The 13,784-nt window shown below is 57.2% G+C and carries 15 protein-coding genes, 2 pseudogenes and 1 other annotated feature; of the genes and pseudogenes, 12 read left to right on the plus strand and 5 right to left on the minus strand.

Features of this window, described 5'->3' with window-relative positions; all coding sequences use genetic code 11:
- Positions 1 to 398 precede the first annotated feature (398 nt).
- Together NW816_RS03545 and cydB are read left to right on the plus strand one after the other, a co-directional pair.
- Positions 399 to 1,832: pseudogene (locus NW816_RS03545) on the plus strand (cytochrome ubiquinol oxidase subunit I).
- A gap of 193 nt (positions 1,833 to 2,025) precedes the next feature.
- A complete protein-coding gene (gene cydB / locus NW816_RS03550; RefSeq protein ID WP_414408252.1) occupies positions 2,026 to 3,075 on the plus strand; it encodes a cytochrome d ubiquinol oxidase subunit II in 1,050 nt (349 codons plus the stop codon).
- A 79-nt stretch (positions 3,076 to 3,154) separates the two neighbouring features.
- Here the strand turns inward: cydB and NW816_RS03555 are convergent, their stop codons facing one another.
- The 4 genes from NW816_RS03555 to NW816_RS03570 all read right to left on the minus strand — a co-directional run bounded on the left by NW816_RS03555 (position 3,155) and on the right by NW816_RS03570 (position 7,488).
- Positions 3,155 to 4,756, minus strand: coding sequence for a mechanosensitive ion channel (locus NW816_RS03555; RefSeq protein WP_414408253.1), 1,602 nt, complete (start codon positions 4,754 to 4,756; stop codon positions 3,155 to 3,157).
- A gap of 561 nt (positions 4,757 to 5,317) precedes the next feature.
- Positions 5,318 to 5,851 (minus strand): ribosomal protein S18-alanine N-acetyltransferase, encoded by a 534-nt coding sequence (gene rimI / locus NW816_RS03560; protein ID WP_414408254.1) that lies wholly within the window; start codon positions 5,849 to 5,851, stop codon positions 5,318 to 5,320.
- Between the two features lie 6 nt (positions 5,852 to 5,857).
- On the minus strand, positions 5,858 to 6,307 hold the full coding sequence (locus tag NW816_RS03565) for a hypothetical protein (protein WP_414408255.1): 450 nt from the start codon (positions 6,305 to 6,307) through the stop codon (positions 5,858 to 5,860).
- Positions 6,304 to 7,488 (minus strand): 5-(carboxyamino)imidazole ribonucleotide synthase, encoded by a 1,185-nt coding sequence (locus tag NW816_RS03570; RefSeq protein ID WP_414408256.1) that lies wholly within the window; start codon positions 7,486 to 7,488, stop codon positions 6,304 to 6,306. The genes NW816_RS03565 and NW816_RS03570 overlap by 4 nt, the downstream gene beginning before the upstream one ends.
- Positions 7,489 to 7,588: 100 nt before the next feature.
- Between NW816_RS03570 and NW816_RS03575 the strand changes: the two genes are divergently transcribed.
- From NW816_RS03575 to rplL, 10 genes are all read left to right on the plus strand, one after another.
- Entirely contained in the window at positions 7,589 to 7,783 is a 195-nt protein-coding gene (locus tag NW816_RS03575) for a hypothetical protein (RefSeq protein WP_414329471.1), read from the plus strand.
- 151 nt (positions 7,784 to 7,934) lie between these two features.
- A complete protein-coding gene (locus tag NW816_RS03580) occupies positions 7,935 to 8,348 on the plus strand; it encodes a hypothetical protein (RefSeq protein ID WP_414408257.1) in 414 nt (137 codons plus the stop codon).
- Positions 8,349 to 8,353: 5 nt separating this feature from the next.
- Positions 8,354 to 9,109 carry a tRNA (guanosine(37)-N1)-methyltransferase TrmD gene (trmD, locus tag NW816_RS03585; protein ID WP_414408258.1) on the plus strand — a complete coding sequence of 252 codons (756 nt, stop codon included), beginning with the start codon at positions 8,354 to 8,356 and terminating at the stop codon, positions 9,107 to 9,109.
- Between the two features lie 4 nt (positions 9,110 to 9,113).
- On the plus strand, positions 9,114 to 9,491 hold the full coding sequence (locus tag NW816_RS03590; RefSeq protein ID WP_414387843.1) for a hypothetical protein: 378 nt from the start codon (positions 9,114 to 9,116) through the stop codon (positions 9,489 to 9,491).
- Positions 9,492 to 9,609: 118 nt separating this feature from the next.
- Positions 9,610 to 9,882 carry a preprotein translocase subunit SecE gene (gene secE / locus NW816_RS03595; protein ID WP_414355816.1) on the plus strand — a complete coding sequence of 91 codons (273 nt, stop codon included), beginning with the start codon at positions 9,610 to 9,612 and terminating at the stop codon, positions 9,880 to 9,882.
- A 78-nt stretch (positions 9,883 to 9,960) separates the two neighbouring features.
- Positions 9,961 to 10,632, plus strand: a complete 672-nt coding sequence (gene nusG, locus NW816_RS03600; protein WP_414355817.1) for a transcription termination/antitermination protein NusG — start codon at positions 9,961 to 9,963, stop codon at positions 10,630 to 10,632.
- 9 nt (positions 10,633 to 10,641) lie between these two features.
- Entirely contained in the window at positions 10,642 to 11,067 is a 426-nt protein-coding gene (gene rplK / locus NW816_RS03605; protein ID WP_011432849.1) for a 50S ribosomal protein L11, read from the plus strand.
- 99 nt (positions 11,068 to 11,166) lie between these two features.
- Positions 11,167 to 11,877: a 50S ribosomal protein L1 gene (gene rplA / locus NW816_RS03610; protein ID WP_011432850.1), complete on the plus strand. Its 711-nt coding sequence runs from the start codon at positions 11,167 to 11,169 to the stop codon at positions 11,875 to 11,877.
- 78 nt (positions 11,878 to 11,955) lie between these two features.
- Positions 11,956 to 12,115 (plus strand) — a sequence feature (ribosomal protein L10 leader region).
- Between the two features lie 59 nt (positions 12,116 to 12,174).
- A complete protein-coding gene (gene rplJ, locus NW816_RS03615; RefSeq protein WP_414408259.1) occupies positions 12,175 to 12,738 on the plus strand; it encodes a 50S ribosomal protein L10 in 564 nt (187 codons plus the stop codon).
- A gap of 65 nt (positions 12,739 to 12,803) precedes the next feature.
- Positions 12,804 to 13,214 (plus strand): 50S ribosomal protein L7/L12, encoded by a 411-nt coding sequence (rplL, locus tag NW816_RS03620; RefSeq protein ID WP_414342772.1) that lies wholly within the window; start codon positions 12,804 to 12,806, stop codon positions 13,212 to 13,214.
- Between the two features lie 128 nt (positions 13,215 to 13,342).
- On the opposite strand, the pseudogene NW816_RS03625 reads toward rplL, so the two are convergent.
- A pseudogene (locus NW816_RS03625) lies at positions 13,343 to 13,705 on the minus strand (Rieske (2Fe-2S) protein); the annotation flags it as partial.
- Between the last annotated feature and the right edge of the window lie 79 nt (positions 13,706 to 13,784).

The following is a 13,784-nucleotide window of genomic DNA, read 5'->3' on the forward strand; positions in this document are numbered from 1 at the left end:
GTAGACGGGAAGTCGCCCCTTGCTGGGAATTGCTCCTCGATCTATTGGGACAACAGTTTTGTTGTTTAAAGACGAAGAAAACCAGAACCCTATGTCAATGGCCTGCCAGTTTTTGGCCGCTAGGTTCACAGAGGGCTTTTTGCTTTGTAGTCCAAATTACAAAAAAAGGTCTATATCTCACAGAATCCTAAAATTAACCTTTAGAGTCGGACGGCTTGTCGATTGTCTTAGCCAAGATTCGATGTTAGAAGGAACCACAAAGCGCGGCTTTCCCGGCCTCATCTGATGTCTGCTAGGGAGCAAGATGTTTTTCATGCAAGAGATGTAGCTGCATCAACTACAGAGGATGTTGTCGGAAAAAGCTGTATTGGCCAATTCATCTAAGCTTAGTACAAATCATGTTTCTAGATACCGTTACCCTTTCTCGTCTACAGTTTGCCCTCACGGCCATTTTTCACATGTTGTGGCCGGTTTTAACAACAGGGATGGCCATTTATCTCGTTGTTGTTGAGGGACTTTGGCTGAAAACCCGCAACTTAGATTAATACCGCCACGCCCGTTTCTGGTCAAAACTCTATGTGTTGAACTTCGGTATTGGCGTGGCCTCAGGCTTGCCAATGGCCTTTCAATTTGGCATGAACTGGGCACCCTTTTCCGAAGCAGTGGGAGATTTTTTTGGAACCATCCTGGGCTTTGAGGGCACGATGGCCTTTATGCTGGAGGCCAGCTTTCTGGGGATCATGCTGTTCGGCTGGGAGCGCGTCCCGCCGGTGATTCACTGGATCTCGACGATCCTGGTGGCCTTTGGCGCCAACCTCTCCACCTTTTGGATCCTGACGGCCAACTCTTGGCTGCAGACGCCGGCAGGTGGCGTGTTCGTCGATGGGAAATTTGTGGTGCGGGACTACCTGCAAGCTATTGTCAACCCCTTCATGGTCAACAGCTTTCTGCACATGTTTTTTGCCACCTTGGAAACCTCTTTGTTTGTTATCGGTGGCATCAGTGCCTGGTACATTCTCAAGCGGCGGCACAGCGAGTTCTTCTCCCGCTCCCTCAAAGTGGTCTTGGCAATGACCCTGGTGGTCGCCCCTTTGCAGGTGTTCGTCGGCCATCTGAGCGCGGAGCAAGTGTATCGCTATCAGCCGGCCAAACTGGCAGCTATGGAGGCCCAGTGGGAGACGATCCCCGCCGGTGAGCGGGCGGACTGGAGCCTTTTGGCCTTGCCCAACGACCGTGAAGAGCGCAACGAGTGGGAGGTGAAGATCCCCGGCGCGCTGGGCTATCTGCTGGAGTTTAAGCCCCGCTTGGATCGACCCATTCAAGGGCTCAAAAGCTGGGATCCCCAAAATCGTCCCCACATGGTTGGCCTCATCTACTACTCCTTTAGGACAATGGTGGCCATTGGCCTCCTCCTAGCCGGGCTTGTCGGAGTTACCCTTGTGCAATGGCTGAGGGGCAAGCTCTCAGTGGAGGCCCTTTCTCAGCAAAAGTGGCTGATGAGAGCTTGGATCTTCGCAGCACCCCTGGGATACATCGCCGTTGAAACCGGTTGGATCGTCCGCTGTGTGGGTCGGCAGCCCTGGATTGTGTATGGACAACTGCGCACGGTGGAATCGGTTTCGCCCCTGCCGGCAGGAGAAGTGCTGTTTTCTCTGGTTGGCCTGACCGCGTTGTACACTGTGTTCTTCGTTGCCGCTCTCTACTTTGGCAGCCGCATCATCCGCGAAGGGCCAAACCTGGAGTTGCCCGCCCCTGTCCCGGCAACGCAGCCGGTGATCGTGGTCGAGCCTGCCCGCCACGAGCCAGATCGCCGTCCTGCAGAAGCTCGGTAGCAGCAGTTTGGTAGCCATCTAACTGGTGACTCCAAGTAGCAACAGGGCAACGTAGCAGGCCCATTCCCCACAGCAGTGAAACCCTTCGCTACGTCAACTCCCAACTTCCCTTCCCTAGAGGGAGAGGGACTGGGGATCGCCATCGGGAACTGTCTCGCACTGGTCAGAAATACTCAAAGCAGAGGGAACAGCGATGGAATCTTTTGAGCCTTTACAGCGGTTTCTGCCCCAGGTTTGGTTTTTTATCCTGGGCCTATTCCTATTTCTCTACGTTCTGCTGGACGGGTTTGATCTGGGAGTTGGTATCCTCTCCCTGACGGCCTCCAGCGAGACGCGGCGCAGCATTCTCATGACCAGCTTGGGCAATGTTTGGGATGCCAACGAGACGTGGCTGGTGTTGATGGGGGGATCCCTATTTGGATCTTTTCCTCTCGCCTACGCCACCATTCTCAATGCCCTCTACATACCCTTGGTGATCATGGTGGTGGGCCTGATCTTGCGGGCCGTTTCCTTCGAGTTTCGGGAGAACGCCGACAACAAGCTGGTGTGGAACATCGCCTTCGGAGTGGGCAGCTTTTTGGCAGCCTTGGGCCAGGGATTTGCCTTGGGCAGCGTCTTCGAAGGGATCCGCGTGGACGAAGCCGGCCACTTTGCCGGCAGCCCCTGGGATTGGCTGACCTGGCGCACGCTGTTGGTGGCTCTTACTTTGATCCAGGGCTATGTGTTAATCGGCTCAGCCTACCTAATCGTTAAGACCACCGGCGAGCTTCAGGAAACCTACTACAAGACGGCAACCATCGCCACCTGGACAACTTTACTGGGGGCAGTGTTTATCACCATCAGCACTCCTATCATGTCCGAGCAGGCGCGTGCTCAGCTTTTCTCGCCCCCTCTTTTCTACATCTTTGCCGCCATTCCGGCGCTGGGGCTTTTGTTTGTGGCGTTGTTGCTGCGCAGCCTGCGCCGGCGGGAAGAAAATAGCGTTTTGGTTTACACTTTTTTGATCTTTGCGCTTTCTTTTATCGGCTTGGGGTTCATGGTCTTCCCCAACATCATCCCCCCCAGCGTCACCATCTACGAAGCGGCAGCTTCTCCCAGTTCGCTGGTGTTTATGCTCACCTTTATTGGCTTTTTGATTCCGGTGATCTTGTCCTACAACATCTACAACTATGTTGTGTTCCGGGGCAAGATTGTAGTGCAAGAAACAGCAGCAGAAGAGGCCAAAGTTCCAGAGCCAGTTTAGGTTGGCCCAGAGTCGAAGGAACAACCCCGCCCATATGCCAGGCGGGGCAATTTTATTAGAGGCTCACCCAGCGAGGCTCTCACTCCCGCTTGAGCCACTGCCGGATCTGCTCGGCAGCCACGTCGCGACCTCCCAAGCCAAAAGCCAAAGCCACAGCCACGGCAATGGCGCCCAGCACCAGGCCAAAGGCCAGCACCACAATATCGGTGGCCACGCCCATCTGCTGCAGGGCCATGGCGCCAACCAGAACCAAAATGGCTACCCGCGCCGCCTGCGCCAGCACTCCTGAGGAGGGGTTGCCGAGACTCTTAACCATGGAATGGGCCAAATTCGCCAGGTAAAGACCGATCCCAAACACCAAAGCGCCGATGAGCACCCGCCCGGAAATGACCAACAGCCCCTCCACGATGTCGGTCAAAGCAGCAAACTGCAGCAGCTCCACGGCTGGCACTGCCCCGAACAAGACCACGCCCACCCAGACCACCAAGCCAGCAATCTCAGAGGGAGTGCGCCGCTTCACCAAGGTTGAGGGATCCCCTTCGGCGGCGGGAGCTTCAGGAGCAGGGGCCGAGGGCAAACCAAGGCCGGCAGCCAAGCGGTCGAAACCGATTGCCTGCAGCAACTGGGTCACCAAGCCAGCCAAAAACTGCCCCAGCCAGTAGAACACGGCCAGGATGAGAGCAGATCCTGCAATTCGGGGAATGGCCCGCAACACCTGCTCCAGCATCGCCACCGCTGGATCGGAGATGGCCCGGATTTCCAGGGCCTTGAGGGCGGCAATCACTGCCGGGATCAACACCAAGACGTAGGCCACTGTGCCCACCGTTTGGGCCAGCTGGGGAATGCCAAAGCGTGCCCCCAAGCGGTTAGCTCCCGCTGCCACCAACAAATTGGAAACGATCCCACGCACGATGCGGGCCAAAAACCAGCCCATTGCACCGATGATCAGCGCTCCCAAAATCCGCGGCACCATCGACAGCAACTGATCCAGCAGGTTTTGCACCGGCTGCAGCGGCCCCTGCAGGTTCAGGGTATCCAGGATGATCGGCAAAAAGAACAGCAGAATCAGCCAGTAAAGGGCATTGCCCAAAGTTTCATTCAGCAGGAAAGGGGTGACCTCTGTACCTCCCTCTTGGCCGGTTGGGGTTCCTTCTGCACCTGCCTCACCGGCAGTGCTTTCCTGTTGCAGAGGCCGGGCCAACTGCTCATCGAGGTTGAAACGCCGCAGCCCCTGGATGACCGCCAGCCGAGCAACAGTGGCCACCGCCCAGCCCACCCCTAGCAGCACCAGCGCCCCGCCCAGCCGCGGCAGATAGGCGAAAATCTCTCCCAAAAACTTGTTGAGCGGATCGGAGACAGCCTGAAGCTGGAGAGCATTCAGCACCGCTACCAACACAAAAGCGAGGATAATCCAGTAAACAGCAGCAGCCACCCAGCGCTCAGTTTGCGGAGGCCTCTCGCCGGGCCTCTGGCCCATAATCCAGGTGGCCAAGCGGTTATCAAGCTGCGTCCTTTTGAGCAGTCCTCTAACGCCGAAGGCTACTGCCATGGCCACTATCCAACCCAGAATTAAGATGGCAATCGCCGCAAGGAGATTGGGCATAAAATCGATAAGCCTAGACCAAAGACTGACGACAAAAGAGATGGCCTCATCTCCAATGGTGTTTCCAGAGGTGTCCATAATGATCCTCCCAGCTTGAAAATGCTCAGGATGGACAGATAACAAGTGTAGGTTAACCTGAAGTGTTTTTTCAGGCAAGCTGGCCAGAGGGGGGATACGATATGAAAAATATGTATTGAAGCAGAAATGTTGGATCTCGAAATAAAACTTTACATCTTATTAGCCCAAGGACTCCAGCCGTAAGTTGAAGCTCTGATCGGCCACCAAACGGCAAGGATCGAACTCAAGGTGTTGATATCGCAGGCTATAGCTTTTCCCCACCGAGCAGGAGCTTTGTAGATTAAGTCAGGATCTCTGTTGTGCGATGGATGCGGCTGCATTGGCTAGAGTCAGTGTTGCTGGGAGGAACTGTAGCGGGCAGTTTGCATCCACAGAATGAGAGCATTTTGATGACCTATATAAAGAATCAAACGGGCAATCGACACTCGGTCAATGGGTTGTATTGCATTGTATCGCCCGCAGCCTTGATATTCTTAGCCCATTGGCTTGCTTGTTGTCTGGCTTGAGGTGTATCCCGAAAAACGTTCACAGTCCTTCAATTTATATACGATTGACGCTTTTCTAAATCGGTTTCTTCCAATACACCAGCGCATCTTCTCCGTTGTAATACCCCTTGCGACGTCCCAGCCGTTGAAACCCTGCCGATTCGTACAGGCGGATTGCCGCTTGATTGGAAGCCTTTACCTCCAGAGTGGCCCAGCGGCAGCCTGCTGCTCTCGCTTGGTTCAGCAGTTCTTCCAGAATCCGCCGGCCCAAGCCCTGTCGTCGGTACTCGGGATCCACCGCCAAGGAGATGATATGCGCTTCATCTTCAATGCGCCAGAGAATGCCGAAGCCCACCAGCTCTTTTGTCGTCTGCGTCGGCGAAGTGGGGTTTGGAGAGGGAAGGGGGAACTCCGTTTGGCCCAAGCCACACGGGGCGCCAACGGCAACGGGTTCCGCCACTACCCCAATCACCGTGCTTGTGGGTCGTTCCAGCTCCGCTCGATACCCCTGTTCTCCCCAGTATCCTCCGTAACACCGTCGATCCAGCTCCAGCAGTTGGGGCAGGGCGGTGATGTCCAGCACCTGCAGCCGATAACTCGTACTGCTCATAGTGGCCTAGTCCCGCAATTCGCAGAATTCCGCCAACAACAACTGCCCCAAGGGATCGTCATCGGGAGCCGCGTAGGGCAAGGCTCTGCGGCTGATGCTCAAGATGTTGCCCCCCGATTGGGGATGGTGCTCCGCACCGCTTTCGCGAACAGGCTTGAGTTCGTAGTCGATCCCTTCGGTGAAGCCGGCTTCCTGTAGGTAGTCTTGGGCGGCTTTGAGGATCCCTTCTCGCAGTTGCGCTTTGACCGCAGGGGCCATGAGGTGGCGAACAAACCACTGGGCACTGGCGGGATCCACCTCGGCCAGGTATTGGAGGGCAGGGGTCAACACGGCGGGGCGCTCTTGGGGGGAGAGGCGGTTGACCTGCTGGGCTACCGCGGGCACATCCCGCCGTTGCATGGCCTGGATCAGGGCTTGAATGTCTGGGGAGAAGGAGGGATCCGACACTTGGCTCATGGCTGGGGGTACCAGAGGGATTCGAGGGTGCGGACAAGGGCTGCTGCTTCGAAAGGAGAGGGAGCAGTCGGCAGACAGACGGTCACATGGCCCAGTTTCCGCCCTGGGCGGGCAGGGGTTTTGTGGTACCAATGCACCGTGGCATTGGGGAGCTGGGCCAGGCGCTGCCGCTTTTCTGCGTAATCGCCGGTGGAATGCTCATAGCCCAAGAGGTTCACCATCACTGCCCCCGCACACTTGAGGGAGGGATCCCCCAAGGGCAGGCCGAGGATGGCCCGCAGGTGTTGCTCGAATTGTGAGGTGCGGCAGGCTTCTAGGGTGTAGTGGCCGGAATTGTGTACCCGCGGCGAGATTTCGTTGATCCAGATCCCGGCCTTGGGATGGGGGGGCGGCACCCAGAACAGCTCGATGCCGAACACGCCAACTGCACCCAGTTTTTCCATCAGATCGGCTGCCAAGCGCCGGATCTCGGCCTCGGTGGTTGGGGGGATGCGGGCAGGCACCAGGACATGGCGGCAGATTTGCTCAATCTGCACAGTTTCCACCACCGGATAAACCCGGATCTCTCCCTTCAGCCCCCGCGCTACCATCACCGCCAGCTCCCGCTCGAACGGGATCCATTCCTCCAGCAATAGCGGGATCCCCTCAGATTGGCTAAGGGCCTGCTGCAAAGCCGCTCGCTCGTGCAAGATGCGGGTGCCCTGCCCATCGTAGCCCTGCCGCCGTCGCTTGAGCACCACCGGAAAGCCCAGTCCAGCCAGGTCTGCCGAATCCAACACCGCCTCCAGCGGAAAAAAAGTCGGCACCGGCAACCCCAACCGCGCCAGGAACTGCCGTTGGTGCAACTTGTCCAGCAGCGGCTCTAGCGTGCTGAGGCTGGGACGAAAGCGGGATCCCTCCGGATCCAGTTTTTTCAGCTCCGGCAGAGGGATAAACTCGTTTTCAAAAGTAACCACCGGGCAGCGCTCCAACAACTGGGCCGTGGCCTGGCTGTCGGCTGTGGATCCCCAAACCACCCCATCGGCCACTGCCACCGCCGGATCGGTGGGAGCAGCAGCCTGCACGATCAGCGGGATCCCCATCTGGCGAGCCGCCAAGGCCAACATCTGCGCCAACTGCCCGCCGCCAATCACCCCCACAGGTTGGGATCTCTGGTCTTTTGAGGATACCTGGGTTTCCACAGCCGTACCGTTATACTGGGTGGTGGGCCGCTGTCCATTGCTTCTTGGATCCAGAACCCCATTATGGGACCCCTTGCCCTCCAGCGCTAGGAGAAAAACGGTGGAACCCTCTCAACCCTCTGAGCTGAGAGCTCTAATCAACCGGGCTTTGGCGGACAAAGTCTTGACTCGCGCCGAGCAACAGCAGATTCTCAGTGCCGTCATGGCCGATCAAGAAATTTCCCCAGAAGAGCACGAACTGCTGGAATCGATTGTGGAGCGCCTAAACAGTGGCGAGATCCGCGCTGTCGATTGAGCCCTGCCTTAAGACTGAGAGTGTCCCTAGGATTTTGGAGAATTGGATCCCAGTCTGTCCTTCGGCGCTGGGTATTCAGTCTGCAATGCTTGGGTCAATCCCGGTGGGTGGATCGCCTAGAATAATCCACAACCCACCTCTTTCTGCTGCCATGAGTTCTCACTCTTCAGATTGGTTCACGCGGGCTCGCCACATTTTTTACGGCACGGCCACCGCTCTGGTGGAGATCCTGCAAGACCCGGAAAAGCGCACCGAAAACCTCAACCGCCTTTCGATGGACTTGGGACAACTGGCGGCGGAGCTGGAGCAAAAGGGAGAGTTGATCGAGCAGGAGGCAATTCGTTACGTTGAGAGTCTCAGGGATCCAGCCGCCAACGCCCCCTCGGCAAGTCCTGATGCGGGAGCGCCTGTCGAGAACAATCCACCGACAACTGTTCCCTCGCCCAATAAGCCGGCTATCTCCAGAGAAGAGATGGCCGAGTTGATGGAGCTGATCCACCAGATCGAGTCCTTGCGCCTAGACTTGGAGCGGTTGCGCACGGAGCCTCCCTCTGCCTCGTCTTGAGTTTTGTGCGGTTCGATATCCTTACCCTTTTCCCCGAATTTTTTGAAACGCCGCTGCGCATTGGGCTGGTGGGCAAAGCCCTACAGCAGGGGATCGCCGAAGTCCACTGCACCAATCCACGCGACTTCGCCACCGATAAGCACCGCCGTGTCGATGATGAGCCCTACGGGGGTGGGGTGGGCATGGTGCTCAAGCCAGAGCCTTTCTTCGCTGCTGTCGCCTCCCTGCCCCGGTTGGATCCCTGCGAGATCATTCTGCTGACGCCCCAGGGGCAACCGCTAAACCAGGCGCTGCTGCAGGAGCTGGCCCAGAAAGCGCAACTGATCCTGCTGTGTGGCCAGTACGAAGGCTTTGACGAACGCATCCGCCAATACCTGGCCACCCGCGAGGTGTCGCTGGGGGATTTTGTCCTGACCGGGGGGGAAATTCCGGCGCTGGCCCTGATCAACGGCGTGGTGCGGCTCTTGCCGGGCACTGTGGGCAAGGTAGACTCGTTAAAGAGGGAAAGCTTCGAGGCGGGGCTGCTGGACTATCCTCAGTACACCCGCCCGCCAGAGTTTCAGGGGTACAAGGTGCCGCCGGTACTCCTCTCAGGCGACCATCAAGCAATTGCCCGTTGGCGTCTGCAGCAGCAGTTGGTTCGAACCTGGCAAAGGCGGCCAGACCTGTTGGCCAAGCGCCCCTTGACCGCCGAAGAGCAGCAGTTGTTGGTAGAGGGGCTGGCGGAGCAGCACCCTGGCGTGAACGATGTGGAGAAATGAAATCATGCTCGGCAATCTTCTCAACCGTCTCCTGAATCCATCGCTTGTCTCCTGGCGTGGGATCCCCTCGCCCCCAGCACTGCTCCTGGTGGGGATGGCTTTGAGCTCGGTTCTGAGCGGCTCTGGGGTGGCCCTGGCTCAAAGTGGAAGTGTCAACGAGGCCATTCGCCGCGACAGCAATCCCTCTCTGTTCGATGGCACCAGCATTAACGTCAACGATCTCTTCCGGGCTGCCGACTTCCTCTCTCGCCAAAGTGCCGCTTCCCGTTGGGACGGGAAGGCCAGCGTCGATGCTGCTGTGGAGCAATTCAACCAATCCCGCCGCCGCTCCCTGCTGCTTTCTCCCGCTTCCTTGACACCTGAGCCCACCCCTACCCCCTAAGTTGGATCCTATTCCCAACAAGTTCCCAACAAATCTGTTAGGATCGCAAAGCTGATCTTGTGCCCGCCGAAATGCGGCACTTTGTTTTCGGGATCCGTTAGGCTAGGAGAACACCGCCGTGGTTAAGAGCACCCCTTCCAGCAAAACCGATACGGAGCAGCGTTTGGATCCCGCCAGCCGGGGCCACTCCAAAGACAGTTCCACCGAACTCAAAGGGATCCCGGGCTTCATTCACGAGACCCGTGTGGAATTGGGCAAGATCGTTTGGCCGAGCCGCCGGCAATTGATCGGTGAGTCCGTAGGAGTCTTGCTGATTGTGTTGGCATTTGCTTCCTTCATCTACCTGGTCGATCAACTGTTTGCTTGGGTGGCCACCCAACTGTTCTCGTGATGTTCAGTCCTAGAGGGCTTCTGTCTTGGGGGATAAGAGAGTCGTGCTTGAGGATGGCTACAGGGAGGATGTGAGGTGATGAGCCCAGATCCAGAGCGGCAGCGAAAACGTCGGGGGGGCCGTGTGGAGCACTTTGAGCCTGCAGACGCGATCCCGGAACCGGACGAGGGGGAAGGTCAAGAGCGTCGTAACCTGCGCTGGTACGCCGTGCAGGTGGCTTCCGGCTGCGAAAACAAAGTGAAGAGCACCCTGATGCAACGGGCGGCTGCTTTGGATGTGGCGGATCAAATTGTCGAGGTGGTGATCCCGAAGCGAACGGGCTTCAAGCTGGATCGAACCGGCAAGCGCCAGGAGCAAGAGGAGAAGATTTTTCCCGGCTATGTCCTGGTACGCATGGACATGAACGACGACACTTGGATGGTGGTGAAAACAACCCCCAATGTGATCAACTTTGTTGGCACGGAAGAAAAACGGGCCTACGGTCGCGGTCGGGGGCATGTTACGCCGCGTCCCCTCAGCCAAAGTGAGGTGCAGCGCATCTTCAGCAGCGTCGAGGTGGAGGAAGTGCCCCTCAAGATCGACATGGCACCTGGGGATCGCATCGAGGTGCTGTCCGGCCCCTTCCAAGGTTTCTACGGCGAGGTGGTGGAAGTCAGCCCAGAACGGGGCAAGCTCAAAGCTCTGATCTCAATTTTCGGGCGCGACACCCCGGTAGAATTAGAGTTTGGTCAAGTGCGAAAAGAGGTGTAACCGCGTTTCATGGCTAAGAAGTTGGTGGCCGTGGTCAAGTTGGCCATTCAAGCGGGCAAGGCCACCCCCGCTCCCCCCATTGGCCCGGCCCTGGGTCAGCACGGGGTCAATATCATGGCCTTTTGCAAGGAATACAACGCCAAGACGGCAGACCAAGCCGGAATGGTGGTTCCTGTTGAGATCTCCATCTTCGAGGATCGCAGCTTTACCTTCGTCCTCAAGACGCCACCGGCTTCGGTGTTGATCAAGAAGGCCCTGGGCATTGAGTCCGGCTCCAGCGAGCCCCACAAAACCAAGGTGGGATCCCTGACGCGGGCTCAACTGCGACAGATCGCCGAGCAGAAGCTGCCGGATTTGAATGCCCACGATGTGGAGGCGGCCATGAAAATTATCGCCGGAACTGCCCGCAGCATGGGGGTGACGGTGGTGGATTGAGGGATCCCTTGCCCTATCTGAGGTGTTCACGGTCTTGAAGTTGTTTCAGCAAACCACTGTGGGGGAGAGAAGTTCTCGTCAGTACCCCGAGGAGAAACGATGGCTCGAAAACTTTCCAAACGTATGCAGGCTTTGCGGGAGAAGGTGAAGCCCATTGCCTATGCTCCCGAAGCCGCTTTGGCCCTGATGAAGGAGACGGCCACCGCCAAATTTGAGGAGGCGGCAGAGGTTCACATCCGCCTGGGGATCGATCCCAAGTACGCCGACCAACAACTGCGCACCACCGTGGTCTTGCCCAGGGGCACCGGCCAAGAAATCCGAGTGGCGGTGATTGCCCGCGGCGAGAAAGTGGTGGAGGCCCAAAATGCAGGGGCGGATCGGGTTGGATATGAAGACCTGATCGAGGAAATCAGCAAGGGCATGATGGATTTTGACCTTCTGATCGCCACCCCCGATGTGATGCCCCAGGTGGCTAAGCTGGGGCGGCTGTTGGGGCCGCGCGGCCTCATGCCTTCTCCCAAGGGGGGAACGGTGACCATGGATCTGGCCCAGGCGATCAAAGAGTTTAAAGCCGGCAAGCTGGAGTATCGGGCAGATCGCACCGGCATTGTGCATTTGATCTTCGGCAAGTGCAAGTTCCCCGTCGAAGCTCTGCTGGAGAACCTAAAAGCGGTGCAGGAGTCCATCGATCGCAACCGTCCTTCTGGAGCCAAGGGCAAGTATTGGCGAACCCTACACGTTTCTGCTACAATGGGGCCCTCGATTGAGGTTGATATCAATGCCCTGCGGGAGCTGAAGTTGGCAACTTAAGCCTTGCTTCGGTGCCGCGATGGGTTGAGAAGAGTTTGAGTGGGTGAATTTGGAGGAGGATCCCGGCAGAGCGTTTTTCCCCAGTTGAATAGCAAGCCGAAGACAGCAGGTGCCCGCGGGCTTAATCTCCTGCCGAGGTTTGAGCGAAGTTCAAAGGGATCCCTTCTTGGATCGCTTTTGATGGTGCGCTTATCTCAATGCGTCTCGGCTACGGCTGGGGCGCATTCTGTTTGGTAGAACCCAGATTCACCACCCGTTCAACCCTGGGTGACCATTGACAACAAAGGAGGTGAGCGCATGGGCAAGCAACCTGTAGCCAAGAAAGCAGAGATCGTCAATGAAGTCCGATCCCTGCTGCAAGCCAGCCAAATGGTGCTGGTGATCGACTACAAGGGGCTGACCGTTTCGGAGATGGATCAACTGCGGGCAGAGCTGCGCAAATCGGATTCGGTTTGCATGGTTGTTAAGAATACCCTGATGCGGCGGGCCATCGCCGACCAAAAAGCTTGGGCAGGGATCGCTCCCTTCTTGGCAGGGCCGACGGCCTTTATCTTGATTCGGGGCGACATTTCGGCAGCCCTGAAGGCGTATCAAGATTTCGCCAAGCAAACCAAGAAAACCGAGTTCCGCGGTGCCGGCATTGAGGGGCTATCCCTGACCTTGGAGCAGGCCAAAGCCATCGCCGAGCTGCCGCCCAAGGAGGTGCTCATGGCCCAAGTGGCGGGCAGCCTCAAGTCGGTGGGTACCGGCTTGGCGGTCGGGCTCAATGCTGTGCCCACGCAAGTGGCGCGCGGTATCCGCGAGATCCCGGCTTCTCTGGGGCGGGCCATCCGGGCCATTGCCGACAAAGAGGCTGCCTAAAGGGCTTCGGTTCATCAGCCCAAACCTATGTCATCCATTCCATTACCCCTTAAGGAGAAACCATCATGCCTTCAGAGCGCGTTGCAAAGATTTTGGAAGATTTGAAAGCTTTGAGCTTGCTGGAAGCTTCCGAGCTGGTGAAAGCCATCGAAGAAACCTTTGGCGTCAGTGCAGCAGCCCCAGCCGGCGGTATGGTTATGGCAGCTCCCGTGGCAGCAGCGGCGGCAGCTCCGGCGGCAGCCCCTGAGCCGGTGGAAGAGCAAACTGCCTTTGATGTCATCCTCGAGGCTGTGCCAGCCGACAAGAAGATCGCCATCCTCAAGGTGGTGCGCGAGTTGACCGGCTTGGGTCTGAAGGATGCCAAAGATCTGGTCGAGGCGGCTCCCAAACCCGTCAAAGAAGGGGTTGCCAAAGAGGAAGCCAACGACATCAAGAAGAAGCTGGAAGAAGCCGGCGCTACCGTCAAGATCAAGTAGTTCAAGTTACGGGGAAAGCGCTTCTTTCTGGTCTAACGAGAAATCCAATCGAGACACTCAAACCCAAGAAGGGGGGCTGCTTCGGCCCCTCTTTTGGGATCACCCGGCCTGCTTCCATTGGCGTGAGTTCAGGATCCCCGTCCCCTGCTGCGTCGCACTTCCACCTCTCCGTGGGCTTTCAAAAGGGCAGCCAGCTTGCGACGCATGACAATGCCGGGTTTATCCGTGAACATGTGGTGCTCCGCCTTGATATCGAGGGGAACATCGTAGTCGGTGCTTTCCAGAACCCATTGATCCTCAAGGGTTACCTGTCGATCGAAGGCGATGATACTCTCAGCACTCACCTCTGCTTCTGAATCGTTGCGCAAACAGAATTGCACCACCTGTGAGGTTTGGTCGTCGATGGGGGCAGCCCCTGTGAAAATGATGTGGACAAGGCCGTTGGGATAGGTGATCTTGAGCTTGCGACTGAAGGGCATAAACCAAGTGCTCTCTAGGTCGTGTTGATCTTATGTTAGGATAGAGAGAATAATTTATAGAGGAAAGAGGATGAAGTTGGTTTTTTTAGAT

This window comes from Synechococcus sp. W55.1, from assembly GCF_047461655.1.
Taxonomy (GTDB): Bacteria; Cyanobacteriota; Cyanobacteriia; order Thermostichales; family Thermostichaceae; genus Thermostichus.

Bases quoted from the DNA above. Each gene is read 5' to 3' on its own strand.
- rplA (WP_011432850.1), top strand. From the start codon at position 11,167: ATGGCTCGAAAACTTTCCAAACGTATGCAGGCTTTGCGGGAGAAGGTG.
- rplK (WP_011432849.1), top strand. From the start codon at position 10,642: ATGGCTAAGAAGTTGGTGGCCGTGGTCAAGTTGGCCATTCAAGCGGGC.
- NW816_RS03590 (WP_414387843.1), top strand. From the start codon at position 9,114: ATGCTCGGCAATCTTCTCAACCGTCTCCTGAATCCATCGCTTGTCTCC.
- NW816_RS03565 (WP_414408255.1), bottom strand. From the start codon at position 6,307: ATGAGCCAAGTGTCGGATCCCTCCTTCTCCCCAGACATTCAAGCCCTG.
- nusG (WP_414355817.1), top strand. From the start codon at position 9,961: ATGAGCCCAGATCCAGAGCGGCAGCGAAAACGTCGGGGGGGCCGTGTG.
- cydB (WP_414408252.1), top strand. From the start codon at position 2,026: ATGGAATCTTTTGAGCCTTTACAGCGGTTTCTGCCCCAGGTTTGGTTT.
- rplJ (WP_414408259.1), top strand. From the start codon at position 12,175: ATGGGCAAGCAACCTGTAGCCAAGAAAGCAGAGATCGTCAATGAAGTC.
- rplL (WP_414342772.1), top strand. From the start codon at position 12,804: ATGCCTTCAGAGCGCGTTGCAAAGATTTTGGAAGATTTGAAAGCTTTG.
- rimI (WP_414408254.1), bottom strand. From the start codon at position 5,851: ATGAGCAGTACGAGTTATCGGCTGCAGGTGCTGGACATCACCGCCCTG.
- NW816_RS03580 (WP_414408257.1), top strand. From the start codon at position 7,935: ATGAGTTCTCACTCTTCAGATTGGTTCACGCGGGCTCGCCACATTTTT.
- NW816_RS03555 (WP_414408253.1), bottom strand. From the start codon at position 4,756: ATGGACACCTCTGGAAACACCATTGGAGATGAGGCCATCTCTTTTGTC.